This is a genomic window from Allobosea sp. P2_B12 (assembly GCF_056404835.1).
In genome coordinates this window covers 63,857-87,517 of sequence record NZ_JBFUDG010000003.1, presented here as the reverse complement: position 1 = coordinate 87,517, position 23,661 = coordinate 63,857, and the positions used below count along the sequence as shown (strand labels likewise).

At 66.4% G+C, this 23,661-nt stretch carries 21 protein-coding genes; 12 read left to right on the top strand and 9 right to left on the bottom strand.

Annotation, left to right across the window (positions count from 1 at the left end):
- Positions 1 to 28: 28 nt before the first annotated feature.
- From AC1DYU_RS09265 to AC1DYU_RS09255, 3 genes are all read right to left on the bottom strand, one after another.
- Positions 29 to 688 carry a DUF1254 domain-containing protein gene (locus AC1DYU_RS09265; RefSeq protein ID WP_476791379.1) on the bottom strand — a complete coding sequence of 220 codons (660 nt, stop codon included), beginning with the start codon at positions 686 to 688 and terminating at the stop codon, positions 29 to 31.
- Positions 685 to 1,260 (bottom strand): DUF1214 domain-containing protein, encoded by a 576-nt coding sequence (locus AC1DYU_RS09260; RefSeq protein ID WP_476791378.1) that lies wholly within the window; start codon positions 1,258 to 1,260, stop codon positions 685 to 687. The genes AC1DYU_RS09265 and AC1DYU_RS09260 overlap by 4 nt, the downstream gene beginning before the upstream one ends.
- A gap of 109 nt (positions 1,261 to 1,369) precedes the next feature.
- Positions 1,370 to 3,598: a transglycosylase domain-containing protein gene (locus tag AC1DYU_RS09255; RefSeq protein WP_476791377.1), complete on the bottom strand. Its 2,229-nt coding sequence runs from the start codon at positions 3,596 to 3,598 to the stop codon at positions 1,370 to 1,372.
- Between the two features lie 305 nt (positions 3,599 to 3,903).
- Here AC1DYU_RS09255 and AC1DYU_RS09250 point away from each other — a divergent pair, with 305 nt between their 5' ends.
- Positions 3,904 to 4,392 carry a YcgN family cysteine cluster protein gene (locus AC1DYU_RS09250; protein WP_476791376.1) on the top strand — a complete coding sequence of 163 codons (489 nt, stop codon included), beginning with the start codon at positions 3,904 to 3,906 and terminating at the stop codon, positions 4,390 to 4,392.
- 25 nt (positions 4,393 to 4,417) lie between these two features.
- On the opposite strand, the gene AC1DYU_RS09245 is transcribed toward AC1DYU_RS09250, so the two are convergent.
- The gene (locus AC1DYU_RS09245) at positions 4,418 to 5,980 is read right to left on the bottom strand and encodes an ankyrin repeat domain-containing protein (protein WP_476791375.1); all 1,563 of its coding nucleotides are present in this window, start codon (positions 5,978 to 5,980) and stop codon (positions 4,418 to 4,420) included.
- On the opposite strand from AC1DYU_RS09245, the gene AC1DYU_RS09240 reads away from it, so the two are divergent.
- Complete coding sequence (locus tag AC1DYU_RS09240) at positions 5,979 to 6,293, top strand: hypothetical protein (protein WP_158483785.1); 315 nt, start codon at positions 5,979 to 5,981, stop codon at positions 6,291 to 6,293. The two genes, AC1DYU_RS09245 and AC1DYU_RS09240, sit on opposite strands and share 2 nt — an antisense overlap.
- 13 nt (positions 6,294 to 6,306) lie before the next feature.
- Positions 6,307 to 8,991 carry a pyruvate, phosphate dikinase gene (ppdK, locus tag AC1DYU_RS09235; RefSeq protein ID WP_476791374.1) on the top strand — a complete coding sequence of 895 codons (2,685 nt, stop codon included), beginning with the start codon at positions 6,307 to 6,309 and terminating at the stop codon, positions 8,989 to 8,991.
- A 12-nt stretch (positions 8,992 to 9,003) separates the two neighbouring features.
- Here ppdK and AC1DYU_RS09230 read toward each other — a convergent pair whose 3' ends face one another.
- The 3 genes from AC1DYU_RS09230 to AC1DYU_RS09220 are packed head-to-tail and all read right to left on the bottom strand — an operon-like array spanning position 9,004 to position 10,282.
- Positions 9,004 to 9,315 (bottom strand): HigA family addiction module antitoxin, encoded by a 312-nt coding sequence (locus AC1DYU_RS09230; RefSeq protein ID WP_476791373.1) that lies wholly within the window; start codon positions 9,313 to 9,315, stop codon positions 9,004 to 9,006.
- 20 nt (positions 9,316 to 9,335) lie between these two features.
- Positions 9,336 to 9,614: a type II toxin-antitoxin system RelE/ParE family toxin gene (locus AC1DYU_RS09225; RefSeq protein ID WP_476791372.1), complete on the bottom strand. Its 279-nt coding sequence runs from the start codon at positions 9,612 to 9,614 to the stop codon at positions 9,336 to 9,338.
- A 53-nt stretch (positions 9,615 to 9,667) separates the two neighbouring features.
- Positions 9,668 to 10,282, bottom strand: a complete 615-nt coding sequence (locus AC1DYU_RS09220; protein ID WP_476791371.1) for a TetR/AcrR family transcriptional regulator — start codon at positions 10,280 to 10,282, stop codon at positions 9,668 to 9,670.
- Positions 10,283 to 10,469: 187 nt separating this feature from the next.
- Here AC1DYU_RS09220 and AC1DYU_RS09215 point away from each other — a divergent pair, with 187 nt between their 5' ends.
- From AC1DYU_RS09215 to AC1DYU_RS09185, 7 genes are all read left to right on the top strand, one after another.
- Entirely contained in the window at positions 10,470 to 10,928 is a 459-nt protein-coding gene (locus AC1DYU_RS09215; RefSeq protein WP_158483780.1) for a (2Fe-2S)-binding protein, read from the top strand.
- 2 nt (positions 10,929 to 10,930) lie between these two features.
- Entirely contained in the window at positions 10,931 to 13,084 is a 2,154-nt protein-coding gene (locus AC1DYU_RS09210; protein ID WP_476791370.1) for a xanthine dehydrogenase family protein molybdopterin-binding subunit, read from the top strand.
- Positions 13,084 to 13,716, top strand: a complete 633-nt coding sequence (locus AC1DYU_RS09205; RefSeq protein WP_476791369.1) for an Isoquinoline 1-oxidoreductase subunit — start codon at positions 13,084 to 13,086, stop codon at positions 13,714 to 13,716. Before AC1DYU_RS09210 ends, AC1DYU_RS09205 begins: the two co-directional genes overlap by 1 nt.
- 276 nt (positions 13,717 to 13,992) lie before the next feature.
- Positions 13,993 to 14,202: a cold-shock protein gene (locus tag AC1DYU_RS09200; protein ID WP_103720295.1), complete on the top strand. Its 210-nt coding sequence runs from the start codon at positions 13,993 to 13,995 to the stop codon at positions 14,200 to 14,202.
- 203 nt (positions 14,203 to 14,405) lie between these two features.
- Positions 14,406 to 15,854 carry a DEAD/DEAH box helicase gene (locus AC1DYU_RS09195; RefSeq protein ID WP_158483777.1) on the top strand — a complete coding sequence of 483 codons (1,449 nt, stop codon included), beginning with the start codon at positions 14,406 to 14,408 and terminating at the stop codon, positions 15,852 to 15,854.
- Positions 15,855 to 15,935: 81 nt separating this feature from the next.
- Positions 15,936 to 16,208: a translation initiation factor IF-1 gene (gene infA / locus AC1DYU_RS09190; protein WP_054207590.1), complete on the top strand. Its 273-nt coding sequence runs from the start codon at positions 15,936 to 15,938 to the stop codon at positions 16,206 to 16,208.
- 8 nt (positions 16,209 to 16,216) lie between these two features.
- Positions 16,217 to 16,486 carry a hypothetical protein gene (locus tag AC1DYU_RS09185; RefSeq protein WP_158483776.1) on the top strand — a complete coding sequence of 90 codons (270 nt, stop codon included), beginning with the start codon at positions 16,217 to 16,219 and terminating at the stop codon, positions 16,484 to 16,486.
- Positions 16,487 to 16,786: 300 nt separating this feature from the next.
- Here the strand turns inward: AC1DYU_RS09185 and AC1DYU_RS09180 are convergent, their stop codons facing one another.
- Positions 16,787 to 17,410, bottom strand: a complete 624-nt coding sequence (locus tag AC1DYU_RS09180; protein ID WP_158483775.1) for a hypothetical protein — start codon at positions 17,408 to 17,410, stop codon at positions 16,787 to 16,789.
- A 568-nt stretch (positions 17,411 to 17,978) separates the two neighbouring features.
- Here AC1DYU_RS09180 and AC1DYU_RS09175 point away from each other — a divergent pair.
- Positions 17,979 to 20,531, top strand: coding sequence for an N-6 DNA methylase (locus tag AC1DYU_RS09175; RefSeq protein ID WP_476791368.1), 2,553 nt, complete (start codon positions 17,979 to 17,981; stop codon positions 20,529 to 20,531).
- Positions 20,532 to 20,687: 156 nt separating this feature from the next.
- On the opposite strand, the gene AC1DYU_RS09170 is transcribed toward AC1DYU_RS09175, so the two are convergent.
- Positions 20,688 to 21,959 carry a cell wall hydrolase gene (locus AC1DYU_RS09170; protein WP_476791367.1) on the bottom strand — a complete coding sequence of 424 codons (1,272 nt, stop codon included), beginning with the start codon at positions 21,957 to 21,959 and terminating at the stop codon, positions 20,688 to 20,690.
- A gap of 400 nt (positions 21,960 to 22,359) precedes the next feature.
- Between AC1DYU_RS09170 and AC1DYU_RS09165 the strand changes: the two genes are divergently transcribed.
- On the top strand, positions 22,360 to 23,604 hold the full coding sequence (locus AC1DYU_RS09165; protein WP_476791366.1) for an MFS transporter: 1,245 nt from the start codon (positions 22,360 to 22,362) through the stop codon (positions 23,602 to 23,604).
- Positions 23,605 to 23,661: the final 57 nt, after the last annotated feature.

Sequence of the window (23,661 nt, the reverse complement as noted above, 5' to 3'; positions counted from 1 at the left end):
TCTCTGAGGCCTCAACGTCTCGGAAGGTTCAATCTGCCATGCCGCAGGCGACGCCGCTCGCCAGGGCCTCCGCGTCGGCACGATCCGAGGGCTGCGGCACCAGCACGCGCGCCACGATCAGCCCCTGATCGGTCTCGGAGACCACCCGCAACTCGCGCGCCGCCTCGCCCTCCTCGTCGCGTGCGATCCGCTCGTCGCGCTGTTCTTCGGTCATCACCACGAACTCGACGACGCCGCGGATCGCGGCGCGGTCGGTGATGGCGTAGATAACGCCGCCGCCGCGCCGGTGCAGCGTCAGGCCGAGTGGCAGCGTGCCGGCGCGGGCGACGACGCGCATCGGTCCGGCCGTGAGGTCGTAGCTGCAGACCGCCGTGACCGTCGCCGGGTCGGCCTCGCGGGGCAGGGGCAGGCCGCGCGCGTCGCTGGCGGAGATCAGCTCGGCCCGGCCGCCGGTTCCGAGCGCGCGGTAGGCGGTGTTGGCGTCGCTGGCCGAGAGCACGGGGATGAGCAGGATCGTCACGATATGGACGATGGCGGCGAGCACGAGCCCGGCGATGGTCGCCAGTAGCAGGCGGCCGGCGGCAGCGGTGATCCGCGCTGCCCAGGGCAGTCGCCGTGGGGCGAGCCGGGGATCAATAGCAGAGTCGGCGCGCGGGATTTGTGAGACGTCGTGACCGGTCGCGCTCATGAGCAGTCCGTCCGCTCGATGCGCGGCAGGCTCTCAGCCCGCGTCTCTGCGGCCTGGGTGGCAATCGGCGTGTCGTAGAGCCGCAGGCGGAACTGGAAGCGCCCGCTCGTCGGCAGCGGCAGCCAGTTGCCGGCCTGCGGCGTCGCCGCGGCGGCGATGCGCAGGACTCCCGCCTCGTCGCGCACGATTTCGGCATCGGTGAAGCCGCTGCGGTCGAGCGGCAGGCGGAACGGGCGCCCCTCCGCGTCGGTGATGGTGAGCGTCCAGCCGCGCGTCGTCGGCGTCGATCCGGTCAGAGCATAGCGGCAGCGCCCGTTGAGCGTCCGGCCCTGGTCGTCCTGCTCGGCGATCAGCTCCAACCCTTCGCCGGCGCCCAGCGGCAGATGCACGCCGCGCGCGAGATAGGCGCGCATATAGGGGTCGATGTCGCGGCCGCCGCTGCGGGGCCAGGTCTTCCAGGCGCCGATCTGGGCCATGCCAAGCAGCGGCCGGCCGGCGACAGCGAAATGGGCCGACGTCAGGCCGAGCCCCGCGCCGAGCGTGATCAGATAGGCGAGATGGAAGACGCGCACGACCCTGCTTTCAAAACCGGCCCTGCGATGGCGGCCGGTCGAGGGAGTTGAACCAGCCGGTGGGAGCGCGTCAACACTGTCGCCATGGTTCCGAGCCCGAGCCGAGACCCTACCGAATCCGTGTTTCGCTGCCCGTGGCGGAGACCTCGCGGATGCCGACCTGCATCCGTGGCCCGGCGGTGCGCGCCGGCTCGATCGCCTTGAACATCGCGCCGACCGCCGAGAGCACCTCGAAGGACTGGCGCGGCATATGGCCGGCTCCCGGCCCGGCCGCCGGAGCGATCGCGTTCGCCGGCGGGCTTGCCCTGGCGATGGTCGCGGCCTTCGGATCGGGCGGCGCGACGCCGGGGATCGGCTTCAGCTCCAGCCCCTGATGGGCGAACTGCATGATTTCCTTCCAGGTCATGGCCGGCAGCGAGCCGCCAGTCATGTTGGCCGTTTCGGAGGAATCGTCGTTGCCGAACCAGACCGCGCCGACGAGATTGCCGGAATAGCCGACATACCAGGCGTCCTTGTAGCCATTGGTCGTGCCCGTCTTGCCGGCGGTGACGACGCCGTCGAGCGCGGCGCGGCGGCCGGTGCCCTCGGTCGGCACCTTGGCGAGCATGAAGTTCATGTCTTGCGCGACCTGCGTGCTGAGCACCTGCCTGGGGGCGGGCTCGTCGCGATCGTGCCTGTAGATCGGCTCGCCCTGCGAGTTGTGGATCTCGATTGCCGCATAGGGCTTGGCCCGCTTGCCGCCATTGGCGAACACGGAATACCCCGCGGCCATGTCGATCACCGTGACCTCAGCGGCGCCGATCGGCAGCGAGACCGTATCGGTCAGTGGCGAGTTCAGGCCCATGGCGCGGCTGGTCTCGATGATCTTCATCCGGCCGATCCGGGCGGCCCGCGCCTCATGGGTCTCGCCTGTCGCCTTGCCGATGGCGATCGACATCTGCACCGGGATCGTATTGATCGACTTGGCCAGCGCGACCGTCAGCGGCATCGAGCCGGCATAGGAGCGGCCGTAATTGTTCGGGCACCAGTTGCCGATGCAGACCGGCCGGTCGGTGACGACCGTGTTGGGCTTGTAGAGTCCCGCCGCGAGCGCGGTCGCATAGACGAAGGGCTTGAACGACGAGCCCGGCTGCCGGAGGCTCGCGGTGGCGCGGTTGAACTGGCTGGCGCCATAGTCGCGCCCGCCGACAATGGCGCGCACCGCTCCGTCGGGGTCCATCACGACGGTCGCCGCCTGCTTGGCCCGGTAGCCCGGCCCGTGCTGGCGCAGGATCGACTCGATCGCTTCGTCGGCGCGATCCTGGATGGCGGGATCATGTGGCGTCTTCACGGTCAGCACCCGGTCGGCGCCGATCTTGCCGTCGTCGGCGAGGCCCTTCACCTGCTCGAAGGCCCAGTCGAGATAGTAGTCCGGGCTGGAGTCGCGCCGCCGGTCGACCGGCGTCGCCGGGTTGCGCTTGGCGCTGTCGACCTGGCCCGCCGTCATGAAGCCGGCATCGACCATGGCGTTGAGGACGTCGTTGGCGCGGGCGCGTGCGGCAGGCAGGTTGACATGGGGGGCGTATTTCGTTGGCGCCTTGAACAGGCCCGCCAGCATCGCGGCTTCCGCCAGCGAGACGTCCTTGACCGACTTGCCGAAATAATACTCCGCCGCCGCCGCGACCCCGAAGGTGCCGCCGCCCATATAGGCGCGGTCGAGATAGAGCTTCAGGATCTCGTTCTTGGTCAGCCGGTATTCGAGCCAGACCGCGAGGAAGGCTTCCTTGATCTTACGGTCGAGCGAGCGCTCATTGGTCAGGAACAGGTTCTTGGCGAGCTGCTGCGTCAGTGACGAGCCGCCCTGCACGACGCCCGAGGCCCGCGCATTCACGCTCACGGCGCGCAGCGTGCCGAAGATGTCGATGCCGAAATGGTCGTAGAAGCGCCGGTCCTCGGTCGCCAGCACGGCCTTGATCAGATGGTCCGGCATCTGCTCGAGCTTGAGCGAATCGTCATGCCGGGCGCCGCGATGGCCGAGCTCGGCGCCATAGCGATCGAGGAAGGTCACGGCGAAGACCTGGTTCTTCAAGGCCTCTTCGCGCCCCTCGTTGAAGGAGGGGATGGCCAGCGAGAGCATGAGGAATGCGCCGACGATACCGATATTCAGCCCCTCGCTGGCGAATTCGGCGGCGAGCCGCTGACCGCCGCTGACGGTGAGGCGGTCGGTGAAGCTGCGAATGCGTTCATAGGTGTCGCCAGCGCGCCGCGCCACGCTCCACAGCCCGGCACCGACCCATGCATCGACAGCCAGCGCAAAGCGCTTCAGTCGGGTCGTCCAGCCTGTCTTCCTGAACTCCATCGCGTCCTGCGATCCCGATGAGGGTCGCCGCCTCGACGAGACGGTGACATGGCCCTGCCGCGCTCTGGCCGTCTTGGTAACATAATCCGGCCCGGCGGCGGATTACATAGTGACTCTTCATCCCGGTGTCAGTGGCCGGGGTCCAATGGTGATCGACAGCAGGTTCCGGGCCAAGCGTTTCTGTCCCGTTCTGGCACGCTGAAGGCTGTTACGGTGCGAGGCGGCGCGCGGATGCGGGCCGGTCGCGATTCCAGTACGGGGCGCCCCACGCTTCCCTCGCAGCGTGCTGCGGCGCATAAGGCGGCATGACCGGCGACCGAAACCCAGACGAGCCCTTCTGGCTGACCACCTCGCTCGAGGCGATGAACCGCGAGCAATGGGAATCCCTCTGCGACGGTTGTGGCCGCTGCTGCCTCGTCAAGCTCCAGGACGAGGATACCGATGCGATCCTGGCGACCGATATCGGCTGCCGCCTGTTCGACGCGCAGACCTGCCGCTGCAAGGACTACGAAAACCGCTCGACCAAGGTGCCGGACTGCGTGACGCTGACGCCCCATGACGTGCGCACGCTGCCGTGGCTGCCGCCGACCTGTGCCTACCGCCTTGTCGCGGAGGGGCGCGATCTGCCCTGGTGGCACCCGCTGGTCTCGGGCGATCCCGAGACGGTGGTCGAGGCCGGCGTCGCGGTGCGCGGCCGCGTCTTCGCCAGCGAGGACGACGTGCCAGACGAAGACGTGCCCGACCGCATCGTCAACTGGCCGCTCCGCTGGCCGAAGAAGGCGAGAGCGCGCTGAGACGCTCTCGCCCGATCCCGGCAGGTCAGCCCTCAGAGAGCTCCAGCTCGGACGCACGCTGCCCTTCAAGCCAGTCCATGATCTCGTCCGGGAAGCCAAAGCTGCGGAAAGCATCCGCCGGCACGCCATGGTCGGCGAGCGCCACCGCACAGCCCAGATAGTCGCGCGGCGCCGGTTCGGCGATCTCGTCGGCTTGCGAGGCGAAGGACAGCGTGCCCAGCGCGTTGTCGCCATAGCCATGGCGCGTGCGCCAGTCCGCGCCCTGTTCCAGCAGCAGCCGCGCCATCGCGGCGTCGCCGGCGAAGATCGCGAGGTTCAGCGCCGTGGCCTGCCAGCCCTCCTTGACCTCTCGCGGCCAGCCGAGCGCCAGCATCGTCCTGACGCCCTCTGTCCGGCCGATGCTGGCGAGCTGGGGCATCGCCTTGAGCTCGGCTTCGCTGAGACGCGAGAGCATGTCCGGTGCAGTGCGCAGCATTGCTTTCGCCGTGGCCTCGTCGGCGCGCGCACACGCCGCGACGAACTCCTCCTCGGAGGTCAAGATGTCGGCGCTGCCGCGCTCGCGCAGCAGCGCCATCACGTCCTCCCGGCCTAGGCGGCTCGCGAAAGCGTAGACGCTCGTCCCGGCCCGGTCGCGTGCCAAAAGATCGGCGCCGGCCTCGACCAGTGCACGGATAGACGCGATCGAGCGTCCCCGCAGCATGGCGTGATGCAGCCAATGCGTCTCGACGGACCCTTCGCGCTTCGCCAGCAGCAATTGCAGCGCCTCGGGCCGATCGTAGTCGAGCGAGCGCGCCACGGCGTTGGTTCCGACGACGCGCGCGCCCGCGGCGAGCAGCAGCCGGGTGCAGGACAAATCCTTGCTCTCGACCGAATGATAGAGCGATTCATTGTCGTTCGGGTTCGCCCCCGCTTCGAGCAGCAGCGCGGTCATGCCGGCGTGATGCGTCCGTCCGGCCGCGCCATAGAGCACGGAGAGCGGATCATCCGGGAAGCGCGGATCGATCCAGCGGCCGTTCACATCGGCACCATGGCCGATCAGCAGGCGCGCGCTCGCAAGCAGTCTGTCCTCGTATCCGGGTTCGCGGATCAGTTGCGAGGAGGCGATGGCGGCAAGCGGCGGCATGGCCCAAGGCCCGCCGGGCCGGTTGGCGAAGTCCGGATCGGCCGCGAGCGCGCGCTCGATCCGTGCGACATCGCCGACGACGCAAGCCAACCAGGGATCGCCGGAGACCAGGCTGGGCTCCTCGCCCAGCATACGCAGCGCAAGCGCGCGCTCGCGCGCCTGGCCCTCGAAGACGAAGCCCAGCCAGCGCGATAGCCGCTCGACGACGGCGCTGCGGGCCCATTCGACATAGCGCTTGATCTCGGTCCAGGAGCGGAAGCCGTGCTCGCGCGCGATGACCGATTGGGCGTCGTGCAGCCGCAGCGGGTGTTGCGCGAGAGCGGCGAGCGACAGGTCGCGGGCCGCCGGCAATGTCGTGGCGAAGCGTTGCAGCGCCTCGCCTGTGCCTTCGCGGGCGGCGCGCAGCAGGCGCTTGGCCTGCTTGCGCAGATGGTCGAGATCAGGGGATGGGGGAAGATGTGACATGACGCCTCCAGTGCATGAGGCCGAAGACCCGCAATCGGCTGCACAGGGGCAGACGCGTCAGTTTATCGCTGTCGAGCAGGTTAGACCTTTTCCGCGGGTCCGGAGGCGTCTCGTCTCGCCTGCAACCACCATATTCGTGGCGGCCGCGCGCATCAAGTCGCTCCGCGGCCGCGATGCGAAGCCGCTTGCGCAATTGATTGTTCCTGCGCTTTTCGGCATGACCACGCCGGGCCCGTCGCTGGCATACCTGATGCTGGCGACGCTTCGCGGAAACTTTTGGATCGCCGTCGCGTTGCTGCGACCGGCTGTATGACGAGGGATATGTGATGGCTGGTGGGAAATGGGTCTACACCTTCGGCGACGGCAAGGCCGAGGGTGAGGCGAGCATGAAGAACCTGCTCGGCGGCAAGGGTGCGAACCTGGCCGAAATGAGCAATCTGGGTCTTCCGGTGCCGCCCGGCTTCACCATCACAACCGAGGTCTGCACCTGGTATTACGACAACGGCAAGCAATTCCCGCCCGAGCTCGAGGCGCAGGCCAAGGCGGCGCTGGCCGAGATGGCCGAGCTGACCGGCAAGGCCTTCGGCGACCCGGCCAATCCGCTTCTGGTCTCGGTGCGCTCGGGCGCCCGCGCTTCGATGCCGGGCATGATGGACACCGTCCTGAACCTCGGCCTGAACGACGTCACCGTCGAGGCGGTCGCCAAGGCCTCGGGCGACGCCCGCTTTGCCTGGGACAGCTACCGCCGCTTCGTCACGATGTATTCCAACGTCGTGCTCGACGTCGATCACGGCCATTTCGAGGAGGCGCTCGAGGACTACAAGGAGCGCAAGGGCTACCAGCTCGACACCGAGCTTTCGGCCGATGACTGGAAGGTGCTGGTCAGCAAATACAAGGACATCGTCAAGAAGGCGCTCGGCAGCGAGTTCCCGCAGGAGCCGCAAGCCCAGCTCTGGGGCGCCGTCGGCGCCGTCTTCTCCTCCTGGATGAATGCGCGCGCGATCAAGTATCGCGAACTCAACGGCATCCCGGCCGCCTGGGGCACGGCGGTCAACGTCCAGTCGATGGTGTTCGGCAATATGGGCGATACCTCAGCCACCGGCGTTGCCTTCACCCGCAATCCCTCGACCGGCGAGAACGCGCTCTATGGAGAATTCCTGATCAATGCCCAGGGCGAGGACGTCGTCGCCGGCATCCGCACGCCGCAGGACATCACCGAGATCGCCCGCAAGGAAGCCGGCTCAGACAAGCCCTCGATGGAACGCGAGATGCCGGAGGCCTATGCCGAGCTCGTGCGCATCTACGGCGTCCTCGAAAAGCACTATCGCGACATGCAGGACATGGAGTTCACCATCCAGGAGGGCAAGCTCTGGATGCTGCAGACGAGGTCCGGCAAGCGTACCGCCAAGGCAGCGCTCAGGATCGCGGTCGAACTCGCCAAGGAAGGCCTGATCACCGAAGAAGAGGCCGTCGGCCGCGTCGAGCCCGGCGCGCTCGACCAGTTGCTGCATCCGATGATCGATCCCAAGGCCGAGCGCCGCGTCCTGACGACCGGCCTGCCGGCCTCGCCGGGCGCCGCCGCAGGCGAGATCGTCTTCAATTCCGACGACGCGGAAGCTGCGAAGAAGGCCGGCCGCAAGGTTATTCTCGTGCGCGTCGAGACCTCGCCGGAGGACATCCACGGCATGCACGCCGCCGAAGGCATCCTGACCACGCGCGGCGGTATGACCTCGCATGCGGCCGTCGTGGCGCGCGGCATGGGCAAGCCCTGCGTCTCGGGCGCCGGCCAGATCCGCGTCGATTATGCCAAGGGCACAATGAGCGTCGGCCCGACCACGCTGAAGGCCGGCGATTTCATCACCATCGACGGCGCCGCCGGCCAGGTGATGATCGGCGAGATCAAGATGCAGCAGCCCGAGCTTTCGGGCGAGTTCGGCACGCTGATGGGCTGGGCCGACAAGGTTCGCCGCCTCAAGGTCCGCGCCAATGCCGAGACGCCGGAGGACGCCCGCACCGCGCGCGAATTCGGCGCCGAGGGCATCGGTCTTTGCCGCACCGAGCACATGTTCTTCGAGGAGGACCGCATCCAGTCGGTGCGCGAAATGATCCTCGCCAGCGACGACAAGGGCCGCCGCGCTGCGCTCGCCAGGCTCCTGCCGATGCAGCGCCAGGACTTCGTCCAGCTCTTTACGATCATGCAGGGCCTGCCGGTGACGATCCGGCTGCTCGATCCGCCGCTGCACGAGTTTCTGCCGCATAGCGAGGCCGAGATCGCCGCCGTCGCCAAGGCGCTGGGCGTGACGCCCGAGGCGCTGAAGCACCGCGCCACCGAGCTGCACGAGTTCAACCCGATGCTCGGCTTCCGCGGTTGCCGTCTGGCGATCGCGTATCCCGAGATCGCCGAGATGCAGGCTCGCGCCATCTTCGAGGCGGCGGTGATCGCGGCCCGGGAAACCGGCAAGCCGGTGATTCCCGAGGTCATGATCCCGCTGGTGATGGGCGTGCCGGAGTTCGACCTGGTCAAGGCCGGCATCGACGCGATGGCCAAGGCGGTGATGGCTGAGAGCGGCGTCGCTCTGACCTATCAGGTCGGGACCATGATCGAGTTGCCGCGAGCCTGCCTGCTGGCGGAGGAGATCGCCGGCACGGCCGAGTTCTTCTCCTTCGGCACCAACGACCTGACGCAGACCACGCTCGGCATCAGCCGCGACGACGCGGGCTCCTTCCTCGGCTCCTACACGGCCAAGGGCATCCTCGCTGCCGATCCCTTCGTCACCATCGATCAGGAGGGCGTTGGCGAACTCGTGAAGATCGCCGTCGAGCGCGGCCGCAAGGCCCGTCCCGACATCAAGCTCGGCATCTGCGGCGAGCATGGCGGCGATCCGGCCTCGATCGGCTTCTGCGAGAGCGTCGGGCTCGACTATGTCTCCTGCTCGCCCTTCCGCGTGCCGATCGCCAGGCTTGCGGCGGCGCAGGCCGCGCTCGGCGCGGTGCGGGCGAAGGAGGGCTGAGGAGGGGCGCCCTCAGGCGGCTGTCAGCACGGGAATATGCGAGACATCGACGTCTCGCTCGGCGTGCCAGGCGTCATAGGCTGCCTGCATCCGCAGCCATGACGCGGTGCTGCCCCCAAAGGCCTTCGCGATCCGGGCCGCCATGGCCGGCGATAGCGGCTTTTTCCCGTCGAGTACCGCATAGAGGTACTGGCGGGAGATGCCGAGCAAGCTGGCAATCTCGGTCTTGCTCTTCCCGACATCGGGAATGATATCGTCGAGAACGGCTCCGGGGTGAAGCGGCGCCCGCTCTGTCGGGTTACGATGGACGACGATGTCGGTCATGGGTTCAGCCCCTCGATCATCTAGTGATACTGCTCGAAATCGACACGATGGGCGTCTCCGTCCGAAAACTCGAAGGTGATGCGCCACGGCCCGTTGATGTGGACGGTATAGCGTGTGGGGTCGAACCCACGCAGGGCGTGGAAATCGTACCCGACGATATTCATGTCTTCCGGCTTTCCCGCGGCGTCCAGGCTCGTCAGTCGGGCAAGGATGCGACGCTGCATCTTGGCATCGATCTTCGCGGTTTTCCCGGTCTCCCACAGCACCGCTAATGCCTTGTTCCGGAAGCTCTTGATCATGAGAGAATGTAATCCGATCGGCAGAAATCGTCAACCGATAGGATGACAGTCAGCTACCGCTTCGCCACCGCCTGCGCGGCAACCGCCGCCGCCAAGCGCAGCCTGGCCTCATAGGTCTCCGGCGAGGGCGGCGTCCCCATTTTCGCGCCGATGGCGGCTCGGGCCAGCGTCTCGACGATTCCGATCGGCTCGAGCGATCCCAGTGAAATCTCGCCCGCCGCTGCGGCCTGCGTCAGCAGCGCCGTCGCGTTCACGGTGAAGATCCGCTCCAGCGCCTGCAATTCGCGCAGCGCGATGCTGGCCATCAGGGCCTTGAGTTCCTGCAGGTGCTCGCCATCGCCGAAGGCGGCGTAGCCAGTCGCGAAATGCGCCAGCATCAGCGCCGCGAGCTTTTCGGGAAAAGGCAGGGGCCGCGCCATCACTGCAGCGCAACGCGCGTCGATCTGCGCCCCGAAGCGCTCGATCATCGCCCGGAAGACGTCGTCCTTGCCTTTGAAATGCAGGTAGATCGTCGCCTTGGCGAGGCCCGCCTCGCGCGCGATGTCCTCCATCGAACTGCGCTTGAAGCCATAGCGCCCGAAACGCCGCAGCGCCGCATCGGCGATCTGCTCGATGCGGGTCCTGGCTTCATCCGGCGGAGCCGGGGAACATTCTCGTGAGGTGCTCATTCTCAGTCTTGACGAATTCCAGACTTTAAGCGACCATACCGATTAGACTGGATTTATCCAAATAGTCCATTCGGCGGCCGGGGCGGGCTGCCACTGCACGACGCTAGGCCGGAAAGGGTTCGCAAGTTAACCCCCGCGCCGGCGCGTCGTTCCGCTTTCAACACTGCATTTCATCCGCGAGGCAGCCATGGCTCACACGCTCACCATCAATGGACGCTCGCACAGCGTCGATGTCGACGACGACACGCCCCTGCTCTGGGCGATCAGGGACAATCTCGGCCTGACCGGCACCAAGTTCGGCTGCGGTGTCGCCCAATGCGGCGCCTGCACGGTCTGGATCGACGGCCAGCCCGTGCGCTCCTGCGTCACGCCGGTCTCGGCGGTCGAGGGCAAGGTCATCACCATCGAGGCGCTGGAGGGCAAGGAGGCCGCGGCGGTTCAGGCCGCCTGGGACAGCCTCGACGTGCCGCAATGCGGCTATTGCCAGTCCGGCCAGGTGATGAGCGCGGTCGCCCTGCTGAAGGAGAACCGCAAGCCCAGCGATCGCGACATCGATCTCGCCATGAACGGCAACATCTGTCGCTGCGCCACCTATGCCCGCATCCGCACGGCGATCCATGCCGCAGCCCGCACGCTGGAGGGTTGAGCATGACCGCCCACGATCTCACCCTCTCGCGCCGCTCGCTCCTCGCCGGTGCCGGCGGCCTCATCATCGCGTTGCATCTGCCCAAGGCCGCCCGCGCCCAGTCGGCAGGTTCCGCGACCTTCGCGCCCAACGCCTTCATCCGCGTCGCGCCCGACCACAGCGTTACCGTGCTGGTCAAGCATATCGAGTTCGGCCAGGGGCCTTTCACGGGCCTCGCCACGCTCGTTGCCGAAGAAATGGATGCCGATTGGGGCCAGATGCGTGCCGAGCATGCGCCGGCCGACGTCAAGCTCTACGCCAATCTCGCCTTCGGCGTGCAGGGCACGGGCGGCTCCACCGCCATCGCCAATTCCTTCGATCAGATCCGCAAAGCGGCCGCGACCGCCCGCGTCATGCTGGTGCAGGCCGCGGCGCAGGCCTGGAAGGTGCCGGCTGGCGAGATCACCATCGAGAAGGGCGTGCTGACCCACGCCTCGGGCAAGCAGGGCCGTTTCGGTGACTTCGCCGAAGCCGCCGCGAAACTGCCGGTGCCGGAGAACGCGCCGCTGAAGCAGCCGGCGCAGTTCAAGCTGATCGGCAAGGAGGGCGTGGTGAAGCGCCTTGACGGCGCCGACAAGGCCCGCGGCAAGACGAAGTTCACCATCGACATCAGCGCTCCGAACATGCTGACCGTCGTCGTCGCCCGCCCGCCGCGCTTCGGCGGCAAGGTCGCGAGCTTCGACGCAACTGATGCGCTCAAGGTCAAGGGCGTCGTCGACGTCAAGCAGATCGGCTCGGGCGTCGCCGTCTATGCGCAGGGCATGTGGCCGGCGATCAAGGGTCGCGAGGCTCTCAAGGTCGTCTGGGACGAGAGCGAGGCCGAGAAGCGCGGCAGCGCCGAACTCGTCGCCGAGTATCGCGCGCTCGCCCGCACGCCGGGGAAGGTCGCAGGAAGTCATGGTGATGCGGAGGCCGCGCTTGCCAAGGCCGAGCGGGTGATCGAGGCGGAATACGTCTTCCCCTATCTGGCGCATGCGCCGATGGAGCCGCTCGACGGCTATCTCGAATGGAATGCGCAAGGCGCGCTCGCCCGCTTCGGCAGCCAGTTCCAGACCACGGAACACCAGACTATCGCCCAGATCCTCGAACTGCCTCCGGAAAAGGTGCAGCTCGAGACCATGCTGGCCGGCGGCTCCTTCGGCAGGCGTGCTCAGGTCAGCCAGCATCTGGCGGCGGAGCTTGCCATGTGCGCCAAGGCGATCGGCCCCAACCGGCCGGTCAAGCTGGTCTGGACCCGCGAGGACGATCTGACCGGCGGCTATTACCGCCCGCTCTTCGTCCACCGCATGCGCGGCGCGGTGAAGGACGGCAAGATCGCCGGATGGAGCACCAGCATCGTCGGGCAGTCCTTCATCCTGGGCACCTTCTTCGAGCAGATGATCGCCAAGAACGGCCTGGATTCGACGATGTTCGAGGGCGCCAACGAACTGCCCTACGAGATCTCCGATTTCCACTGCGAGGTTCACGCCACCAAGGTCGGCGTTCCCACCTTGTGGTGGCGCTCGGTCGGCCACACCCACACTGCCTATGCGGTCGAGTGCTTCATGGATGAATTGCTCCAGGCCGCAGGCCAGGACCCGGTTGCCGGCCGCCTCGCCTTGATGGGCAAGGAGCCGCGTCTCGCCGGCGTGCTGAAGGCGGTCGCGGAACTGGCGAAATGGACCGGTCCCGACGCCGGCAACGGCCGGGCGCGCGGCGTAGGCGTCGCGGAGAGCTTCGGCACCTTCGTCGCGCAGATCGCCGAGGTCTCGGTGGGCGAGGGCGGTGAGCCGAAGGTCCACAAGGTCTGGTGCGCGGTCGATTGCGGCATCGCGGTCAACCCGGATGTCATCCGCGCCCAGATGGAGGGCGGCATCGGCTTCGGCCTCGGCCATGCCCTCTATGGCGAACTGACGCTCGACAAGGGCAAGCCGGTGCAGACCAATTTCGACAGCTACCGCTCGCTGCGCATCCACGAGATGCCGGAGGTCGAGGTCAAGATCATCGCCTCGACCGAGAAGCCAACCGGGGTCGGCGAGCCCGGCGTGCCGCCGATCGGCCCTGCCGTCGCCAATGCGCTGGCACGTCTCGGCCAGGGTCGCCCGCGTCGCTTGCCGATGGTCGGGGGGATCGCGTGATGCAAGGTCGGACACTTCTTGGTCAGACACTTCTTGCCGCCGTCGCCGGCCTCGGGCTCGTGGTTGGCGGTGCGGCCCTCACGGTCGCCCAGACCGCGACGCCGGCTGCCGGCACGCTGCAGCCGGTCGAGAGCTTCCAGTCGATCGGCCAGCGCGAGGCACGCTCGGCTGCGCTCTTCACCGAGATGGGCAAGGTCCTGCAGCATCCGCGCTGCGTGAACTGCCACCCCGCGACCGAGCGTCCGCGCCAGACCGACGCGCAGCGCCCGCACCAGCCGCTCGTCGTGCGCGGCAAGGACGGCCATGGCGCGCCGGGGATGGCCTGCTCGACCTGCCACGGCAAGGAGAACTTCGATCCGGCACGCGTGCCGGGCGATGGTCACTGGGCGCTCGCCCCGGCCTCGATGGCCTGGGAAGGCAAGACGCTGGGCCAGATATGCGAGCAGATGAAGGACCCCAACCGCAACGGCAGCCGCGACCTCGCCGCGCTGATCAAGCACATCTCCGAGGACACGCTGGTCGGCTGGGCCTGGCGCCCGGGGCCGGGCCGCCAGCCGGCGCCCGGCACGCAGGACCAGTTCGGCGCGCTCTTCAAGGCCTGGACCGAGACCGGCGCGGTCTGCCCGCGCTGAGACTCAGTCAGCAGATAAGACAGAGCGGCGGGCTCCAACGAGCCTGCCGCCCTTTGCATTCCGGCGCCACCGCTGGACCCGCATTGCGTTTTGTGCTAGCTCCACCCATGTAAGACGAGATGCGGCCGGGTTCTGGCCATCCTCCGCGCGGTTCACTCCGGTCGGCGGGCACGATTCAGATCCACCACACATCGACTACAAGACCATGGCAGGCGTCCGCGCGCCGCGCCGTGTCTTCATCACATACGCGGATCTGAAACGTGAGGACTACCTTCCATGGATAAGGGCACCGTCAAGTGGTTCAACACCACCAAGGGCTACGGCTTCATCACCCCTGAGAACGGCGGGCAGGACATCTTCGTCCACATCTCCGCCGTCGAGCGGGCCGGCCTGCGCGAGCTGGTCGAAGGTCAGGTCGTTTCCTACGAGCTGATCGCCGATCGCAAGACCGGCAAGTCCTCGGCCGGCAACCTCGCCGTCGCCTGAGACTAAAACGACCATCGACCGGGCAGGCGCGTCTTGCGCCCGCCCGGCTTCGAAAACGACACCACTATCGAATACACCTTCCGGCGCTGTGGCTTAGCGGTTCGCCGGCAGGACAGATCCAATATTCAAGGCCGGGCGCAATCCGGCGGCACAGCCGATACCCACATGTGCCCCTTGCGTCACGGCGTCCGGAAAGACCTGTTTTGACTCAATTCACCGACCTCGGCCTGGCCGAGCAGCTTCTCAAGGCGCTCGCCTCCGAAGGTTACACCACGCCCACGCCGATCCAGGCCCAGGCGATTCCCCAGATTCTCCAGGGCCGCGACCTTCTCGGCGCCGCCCAGACCGGCACCGGCAAGACCGCCGCCTTCGCGCTGCCGCTGATCCAGCGCCTGCTGACGCAGCCCCGCCGCATGGAGACGCGCTCGGTTCGTGCGCTGATCCTGTCGCCGACCCGTGAGCTGGCCGCCCAGATCGAGACCTCGATCCGCGCCTATGCCCAGTTCACCACGATCAAGTCGACCGTCGTCTTCGGCGGCGTGCCCGTCGGCAAGCAGATCCGCGCGCTCGGCCAGCATGTCGACATCCTCGTCGCCACGCCCGGCCGCCTGCTCGACCTCGTCGACCAGCGCGCCGTCTCGCTGCGCGAAATCGAATACCTCGTCCTCGACGAGGCCGACCAGATGCTCGATCTCGGCTTCGTCCATGCGCTGCGCCGGATCGCCACCCTGATCCCCAAGAAGCGCCAGACGCTGCTGTTCTCGGCGACGATGCCCAAGCCGATCCGCGAGATCGCCTCGGCCTATCTGACCGATCCCGTCGAGGTCTCGGTCGCGCCGGTCGCGACTACGGCCGAGAAGATCGACCAGCGGGTGATTTTTACCCAGCCCGGTGAGAAGCCGGCGCTGCTCGCCAAGACCCTGAGCGTTCCCGAGATGCAGCGCGCCATCGTCTTCACCCGCACCAAGCACGGCGCCGACAAGGTCGTCCGCCAGCTCGAGATCTCCGGCATCAAATCGGCCGCGATTCATGGCAACAAGAGCCAGGGCCAGCGCGAGCGGGCGCTCGGCGCCTTCCGTGACGGTGACCTGCGCATCCTCGTCGCCACCGACATCGCGGCCCGCGGCATCGATGTCGATGGCATCAGCCATGTCGTCCAGTTCGACCTGCCCAACGTCGCCGAGACCTATGTCCACCGCATCGGCCGCACCGCGCGCGCCGGCGCCTCGGGCATCGCCATCGCCTTCTGCACGCCGGAAGAGCGCGGCGACCTCGCCTCGATCGAGAAGCTGACCCGCGTCGCCATCACGCCCATGGGCGAGGTGCCGTACTGGGACGGCCGCACGCCGAAGAAGCCGCCGCAGAACCAGGGTCGCGGTGGACGCGGCCAGCAGGGCGGCGGTGGTCGCGACCAGGGCCGGCCGCAGGGCGAGCGCTCGGGTCGTCCCGCTGCCAAGCCTGCCCATGGCGGTGGCCAGCGTTCGGATGCCGCCCGCAATGATGCGCCGCGCAACGACCGGCCGCAGCGCAGCGAGGCTCAAAGCCCACGAAAAGACGGTGGGCCGGCCAAGGAAGGGCTTGGCGGCGTCGCGTTCTTGCAGCAAAGAACACAGCAACCACGCACCAACGGCGCCCGGCGGCGCGCGAACTGACGCGCAGCAGGCCAGAAGCGGAGAGAGGCGGTCAATGAGCCGTCTCCTCCAGCGCCAAACGGGCACACGAAGGACGACAGAATGGCTAAAGAAGAACTTCTCGAATTTGACGGCACGGTGGTCGAAGTGCTGCCGGACGGCAATTATCGGGTGAAGCTCGACAACGACCACGTGATCCTGGCCTATGCGGCCGGCAAGATGAAGAAGAACCGTATCCGTACCATCGCCGGCGACCGCGTCGTCGTGGAGATGTCGCCCTACGATCTCGATCGCGGCCGCATCAACTTCCGCCAGAAGACCGCCGGCCCCGCTCCGGGCGGCCCGCCGCGCAACCAGAACTTCCGTCGGCGCTGATCGGCACGATGCGGTTCACGCGCGTCGAGCTGGTTTTCGTCGCGTTCGGCGCAGCCCTCGGCGCGATCGTGTCAGCCGTCTTCAAGGCGGGCTGGATCGCACCCTCGGCCACCTTCCCGCCCTTCATCCTCGTGCTGCTCGGTCTGGGTCTCTCCGAGATCGCGGCCGGGCTGGCGCTGGGTCGTGCTCCCGGTAGCCTGATCGGCATGCCCGCTCGCATGCTCGCCTTCCTGATCGGCGTCGGCGTGCTCGCACTGCTGATGGGCGGGCTGGGGTAGGGCGGACTGCCTCGCTTCATCGCGGCGGCTTCGAGATCAGCTGCCCTTTTTCGAAAACCACCACCGTCATCCTGGACAAGCCGCGAAGCGGCGCAGATCCGGGATCCATCATACGACGCCGTCGTGCCTTATGATGGATCCCGGGACTTCGCTGCGCGAAGCCCAGGATGACGGTGGTGGTTTTTTCGTAGCCAAGACGCAGACCCGAATCCCCATAAAAAAACCCCGGCGCGAGCCGGGGTTTGAGTGGTCTTTTCCGTAGTCAAAGGGTCTGCACGTAAAAACTTGAGGTTAGAAAACTCAGTAGCCGGCCTTCTGCCATTGCTGCGAGCCGGGGCTCACCAGCACCTGGCGGTGGTAGGTTTTATAGACGGCCGGAATGGTCTGGCTGAGCACCTGCGTCGGCCGCACCATCACCTTGCGCTGCTTCTGCGTGTAGACCGCGGGAACCGTCTCGTATTCGACGGTGGCCGGCGAAACCTCGACGGTGCGCTGGCGGAAGCCGTATTGCGGCTGGTCGTAGACCCAGCAGCCGGTGGTGCGGCCATAGGCGTCGGTGGTGACCTCCCAGCGCTTGCCGCCGGGCGAAATCATCACCTTCTCGGAGATCGCGGAATACTGCGCCGGGACATGATGCGGGATCTGCCGTGCCGGCTGGATCATCACGTTCTCGGTGACGTAGTCGTACTGGGCCGGGACGACGCGGCGCTGCGTCTGCGACTTCCGCACCAGCTGCGTCTCGGCGATGGTGTCATAGACCGGCGGTGTCTGGACCAGATTGTAGCAGGCCGAACCCTGGCAGGGCGCTGGGCGGCACGACGAGCCGTAGCAGCCGCCGGCCTGGGCGGCCGTGGACGCCAGCAGCAGCGCGGCCGAGAAGGCCGAGGCCGTGAGAGCCGAAACGGTGAGAACCTTGCTGATCATGTAAGACAACCTGCCCCGCCAACCTTGTGCGACGCCATGCGCCGCTCGTTGACCGGAGAAAGCCGGGAAATAGTGATGAACGCAAGGTAAACGCCGAAACAAGGTAAAATTAACCAAGCCCAACGGCGCCTGTGGATTCATGCAGTTTGACGTTGCGTGAAGCGGAAGGCTCGCATTTGAGCGGGTTTTGCGGGGCTTTCGGCACGCCGCCCTATCCGATCCGCGCGTCATTCCGGACAAGCCGCGCAGCGGCGCCGCTCCGGAATCCATCTTAGAGCGCCGGAGTCATCCGATGGATCCCGGGGCAGGCCAGGGATGACGAGATAGTTCCTGCGCGTCCTTTACTTTGCGGAAGGCGCCATTTCATGCTGTCGGTGAACGACGTGCCCGAGATGCGCGAGCTGTTCGCCTAGGCGACGATCGAGACGGTCGAGACGGTCGAGCTGAGCTATCAGGCGGCCAGCACTGAGCCCTCGTTAAGATTTTCTTGCCATTGCACGGGGTATGGTTAACGGTCGGTTTACCGGGCTAGGAGACACTGCGATAGGTTACAAGAAGAGAGTGGGACATGCGCGCAGTTGTGATCGACCAGCTTTCGGGTCGACAGGTTCCCGCTGGTCCCGAAGAGATCGATGCCACCCAGCCTCTCATTTTCTATCTCACACAACGATTAGGCTGGAATCCCCGGCAGCTGATGGCTTGGCCGCAATGGCGTGTCCCGAAGAGCCCATCAGGCTCGCGCAACGGTGGCTATCCGGTCGATCTGGCGATATTTGACTCTGCCGAGCACGTCGGCGATCCGGATCACGTCCGCATTCTCTGCGAATGCAAAGCTCCCGACGTAGAAACCGGCATCACACAGCTGAAAACTTACCTAAACCTTGAACCAGAGGCGCGCGTCGGCGTCTGGTTCAATGGCGACAAGCACGTCGTCGTGTATAAGCTGCCGGGACGATTCCTGGTGTCCGACGTCGCCGTTATTCCACGGCCTTCGGACCCGTTGGCGCCCGCCGAGAACCAGCCTCCGCTTCAATTCAAAGATCTGCTGCCGCCGCCGAGCATCAGCGAGGTTTTCTCCCGCCTGCGGGATCGGATCGCGGCACAGGACTCCCATGTCAACCGGGACGAGTTCATCCTAAACGACTTGGCGAACTTGCTAATATGCAAAATCGCCGACGAGCAGCAGGGAGAGGTCGAGCCGGAACGCAACCTTCATTTCCAGCGGGCGGGGGACGCCGCCACGACGGGGCACGCCATCCGGCAGTTCTTCCTCGACGTAAAGCGTCGATACCCGTCGATCTTCACCGATGATTCCGACCGGCTGAACATCGACGACAACAGCCTTCAAGCCGTGGTGGAAACCCTGGAGCGCTATCGGCTCCTCGGGTTCGATCGTCACGCGGTCGGCACGGCATTCCAGATCCTCCGCGGGAGGGCGCTCAAGGGAGAAGAGGGCGCATACTTCACTCCCGCCCCACTGGTGGATTGCATTGTCCAGGTCCTCTCGCCGGATCATAAGACACGGCTCATCGACCCGGCTTGTGGCACGGGCGGCTTTCTCGCCGCGTCCCTCGATTACGTCTTCGAGAGCGTCGATTCTCGAGAGAATCTGACGGACGCTCGGAAGGAGATCGTAAAGCGCGACTGGGCGCAGGATCAACTGCACGCCGTTGACAAGGACGTAGTGTCGACCAAGCTGTGCAAGGCATACCTCACCTTACTGGGCGATGGCCGGGCCCATGTGTTCCGCGCCAACATGATCGATCGCAGGGATTGGTCGGCACGGACCGACGACCTCGCTCGCTCTGTGTCTTCCGGCCGGTTCGACATGGTCATGAGCAACCCGCCTTTCGGCAAGAACCTCACGGTCAGTGTCGACGTCGGCCGAGCGGAACGTCTCATCACATGTCGGAAGTGGCGGCAGTCGGGCGATGCCTGGGAGCCCACGGAGACCGTCGTCGAGCAGCAGCTCGGCATCGCGTTCTTCGAAAGGGGCATGGACTTGCTCAAGCCTGGCGGGCGAATGGCAATCGTTCTCCCCGAGACCTTCCTCTTCTCCAAGACGTTTCGTTGGTTCGTGGACTGGATGTGCCGAACAGTTACGGTGACGCACGTTATCGACGTGCCGATGGTGGCCTTCGAGGAGTTCTGCCGGGCGAAAACCTGCATCCTTTTCGTTCGGAAGGAACCACCGACGCCCGGTCATCAGGTCATCATGAGCTTCCCGAAATCGATCGGCCAGGACCGTCGGGGCAGGCCGATCTTCGCCTTGAACGACGAGGGCAAGCGGGTAGGCTTACTCGATAACGAGATGGCTGATGCTGCGGCTGAGCTCGTTGGACGTGAATATCGCGGGGAGGCCCGCACGACGCGTCCGACAAGAGGGGATAGCCGGCTGCACTTCCGCGTTCAACAAGAAGCTATCCGAAAGCGGGGCATCATGGTGCCGCGCTTCTGGTGGCGAAAGGATGCGGAGCAAGCCCTAAAAACTTGGAATCACGAGCACGCATCGACCCTGGTGACGCTGGGCGAGTTGGCCGATCAAGGCATCCTCGAAACCTTCGAAGGGCATGGATCGCCACCGGCCGACGCCCGCGCCACCGGCGATATTCCATACGTGAAGGTCACTGACCTCAAGAACTGGCGGATCAACGAGAACCCCACCAATTTCGTCCATGCGAAGGTTGCCGATAGCCTGCGTCGCAACGGGGTCAAGCTCCAGTATGCGGATCTGATAACCCCCGCGCGCGCCTCGTCGAACATCGGCCAGTTCAGCCTGGTACTGCCCTGGCAGACGAACGTCTTGGTAACGAAGGAAGTGCTTGTGCTCCGGGTCGCGCCGGCCAACGTGTACGGGCTGACGCCCTCGTTGCTGCTAGCGCTCATGTCGCTCAAGGTCGTGCAGGAGCAGTACAAGACCTTGGTTTTGATGCAGACCAATCGGGAGCATCTAGGCGACCATTGGCGGGAAATCCAAATCCCGCTGCCGCAATCTGAGGCGGAGCGCGAGACCATAAGCGGCGCGGTCGCCGCCTACTTCGACGGCATCGTGAAGGCACGCGAGTCATTGGCCATGCTCAATTCAACTATCGACCCGTCTCTTTTCGGAACGCGGCCCTAAGCGAGGTGAGCTGCGCTGGAGGTTATGGCGACAGCGGATCCCACCTCGTCGAACGCGACCGTTCCCCAAACGGTTTCTGTTGCCATTTGATTATCCGCTCGTTGCCATCTGAAAGTTCACGCTACACAAAAAGCGAAATGCGGGCGGACCCACCCCTCACGTCTGCCCAGGCCGCAGCTTGTAAAAAACGTGCTGGCCGATCGTGTCCATCTTCTTGAGCTTCTTGGCCCAGTACGGCCGGACATATTGCGCGTGGTAATGGGTGGAGGCGCCGACTTCGGGCATGTAGGTCGTGCCTTCATAGACCTCGCGGGCGATGCGGACCGCGTCGCGCCAGGGGGCCGGCTCGGTGATGCGCAGCGACTTGCCCTCGCAGGTGAAGGTGAACTGGCAGGCGAGGTAGCGGTGGCTGTTCTGGTAGACCACGCCGCAGACGCTGTCGGGATAAAGCCCGCTCTTGACCCGGTTGAGCACGACCTGGGCCACCGCGGCGCGGCCCTCGTCGGTTTCCGAGCGCGCCTCGAAATAGACCGCCTCGGCCAGGCAGCGCTGCTGGCGGGCCATGTCGGCGGGCACGATCAGCCCGGTATAGATCTCGCGGGCGCCGGTTTCGGCCCCGCTGGCCCGGCGCTCGGGCGAGGTCGGCGCGCGCGCGAGCAGGCCGGGCCGTTCCGGCGCGGCAGGCGGGATCAGCGCCGGCACCAGCGTCGTGACATTGTAGGAGACGGCCGGCGTCGACGAGGCCTGCGCGGTGGCGGAGGTGACGCTGGGCGTCGCGCCGTCGATCGTGCGCGGCACCGCGCCATAGGGGTTGGCCTGTTTCAGCGCATCGGGCGAGGCGTCAGAGAGGGCCGGGTCGGTTAGGCCCTGGTCGTTGGCATAGGGCTCGAAGCCGATCTGCGGCCCGCTGATGCCTTCCGCCTCGCGCTGGGCGTCGAGCGAAAAACCGCCCGAGATCAGGCCGGGCTGGGTGTCGCCGAAGACGACGCGTTCGAGCTCGCGCGGGGCTTTCGCCGAAATGCTCGGCCGCAGCCGCGGCAGGGCGTCGCCCTTGGCGGTGCGGTCGACTTCGGGGAAGCCTGCGGCGCTGCGCTTCATCTCCTCGCGCGGCTGGCGCGGATCGATCACCACGCGCCGCTCGGGATCGTCGAAGGAGAGATGCGCCTGCCGGATCGCCGAGGACAGCGACAGGCCGGGCAAACGGAAGGCGCTCGCCGCGATCAGCATCGAGGGGCCTTCCTCGAGCTCCGAGGCCGGGCCGGGTTCGCTGCGTGACAGCGATGTCGAGGGCAGGGTGTCGATGCCGAAATTCTGGCCGGCCGAGGCGGTGAACGAGACCAGCATCCCGGCCGCGAGCGCCCAGGGCGCAACCGTCGCCAGGGCCCATTTCAGCCCGGCCGACCGATTGCGTCCCGTACGCCTGCGCAAACGCAAATGACTCAAAACCGCTCACCCGTCCCGAACACGAGGGCGGCGACCGCGCGCAACGACGCGCATTCGCCTGGTTCCGTTATCACCCCGGTAGGGTTGAGCGGCGGTTAACGGCGGTGTTCCACTCTCAGCCCTTATCCTGAGGAGCCGCGTAAGCGGCGTCTCGAAGGATGCTCCAGCTGGTTCCGGAGCCTCCTCGCGCATCCTTCGAGACGCCATTCCCGCCGGAGTGGCTCCTCAGGATGAGGGGTGAGGGAAATCTCTTGCTCCCATGTCGACCCGCGCTCCTCCCATGCAAGGGCGTGATGCGCCATGCCACGAATTCGCGTTGTCCGAGCGGCGATATCGGCGGTAACGTGCAGGCACACATCCCATTGCATGGCTTCGGAGATTCATCATGAGTGTCACGCCGAGTGCCGCCCCGGGGCGCAGCTATGCTCCCGAGATCATCGTCGCGGCGGGCTGCCTGATCGCGCTGATCACCTTCGGGCCGCGCGCCAGCGCCGGCCTGTTCCAGATCCCGATGACCGTTCAGTTCGGCTGGGGTCGCGACACCTTCGGCCTGGCGCTCGCCATCCAGAACCTGCTCTGGGGCTTGGGGGCGCCCTTCGCTGGCGCCGTCGCCGACCGGTTCGGCACGGTGAAGGTGCTCTGCTTCGGCGCGCTGCTCTATGCGGCGGGCCTCGTTACGATGGCCTATGCGACGACACCGCTGCAGCTCCATCTCGGCGCCGGCGTGATGATCGGCTTCGGACTCTCGGCCTGCTCGTTCAACCTCGTGCTCGCCGCCTTCGGCAAGCTCCTGCCCGAATCCTGGCGGCCGATGGCGTTTGGCGCCGGCACCGCGGCGGGCTCCTTCGGCCAGTTCCTCTATCCGCCGATCGGCAACATCCTGATCGAGCAGATCGGCTGGAATCAGGCGCTGATCATGTTCGCGCTGACCCTGCTGCCGATCCTGCCGATCTCGATCTTCCTGTCGACGCGCAAGCTCGGCGGCGCGGTCCAGGCCTCCGCTGCAAACCTGCCGAACCAGTCGATCCCGCAGGCGCTGGCAGAGGCCTTCAAGCACAAGAGCTATGTCTTCCTGGTGCTGGGCTTCTTCACCTGCGGCTTCCAGCTCGCCTTCATCACCGTGCACATGCCGGCTTATCTCAAGGATATGGGCCTGCCGGCCTGGGTCGGCGGCTGGACGCTGGCGGTGATCGGGCTGGCGAACGCGGTCGGCTCGCTCTCCTCGGGCTGGCTCTCGACGCGGATGCCCAAGCGCCATCTGCTGGCCTGGATTTATCTCGGCCGCTCGCTGGCCATCGCCGCCTTCATCATGCTGCCGCCGAGCCCCGCGACTGCGATCTGCTTCGGCATTGTCATCGGCCTGTTCTGGCTCTCGACCGTGCCGCCGACCTCATCGCTGGTGATGCTGATGTTCGGCACGAAATACATGGCGATGCTCTATGGCTTCGCCTTCTTCTCGCATCAGGTCGGCGGATTTCTTGGGGTCTGGCTCGGCGGCATCCTCTACGAAGCCTCGGGCTCCTACATCATCGTCTGGTGGCTCTCGGTCGCGCTCGGCATTGCGTCCGCGCTGATCAACCTGCCGATCGTCGAGAAGCCGGTAGGCCGGCCGCTGGCGCAGCCGGCCTGAGCCGGGCCTGACGAAAGACGCAGGCCGCCGCGGGCTTGCCGCGCGGTCGCGGCTGCG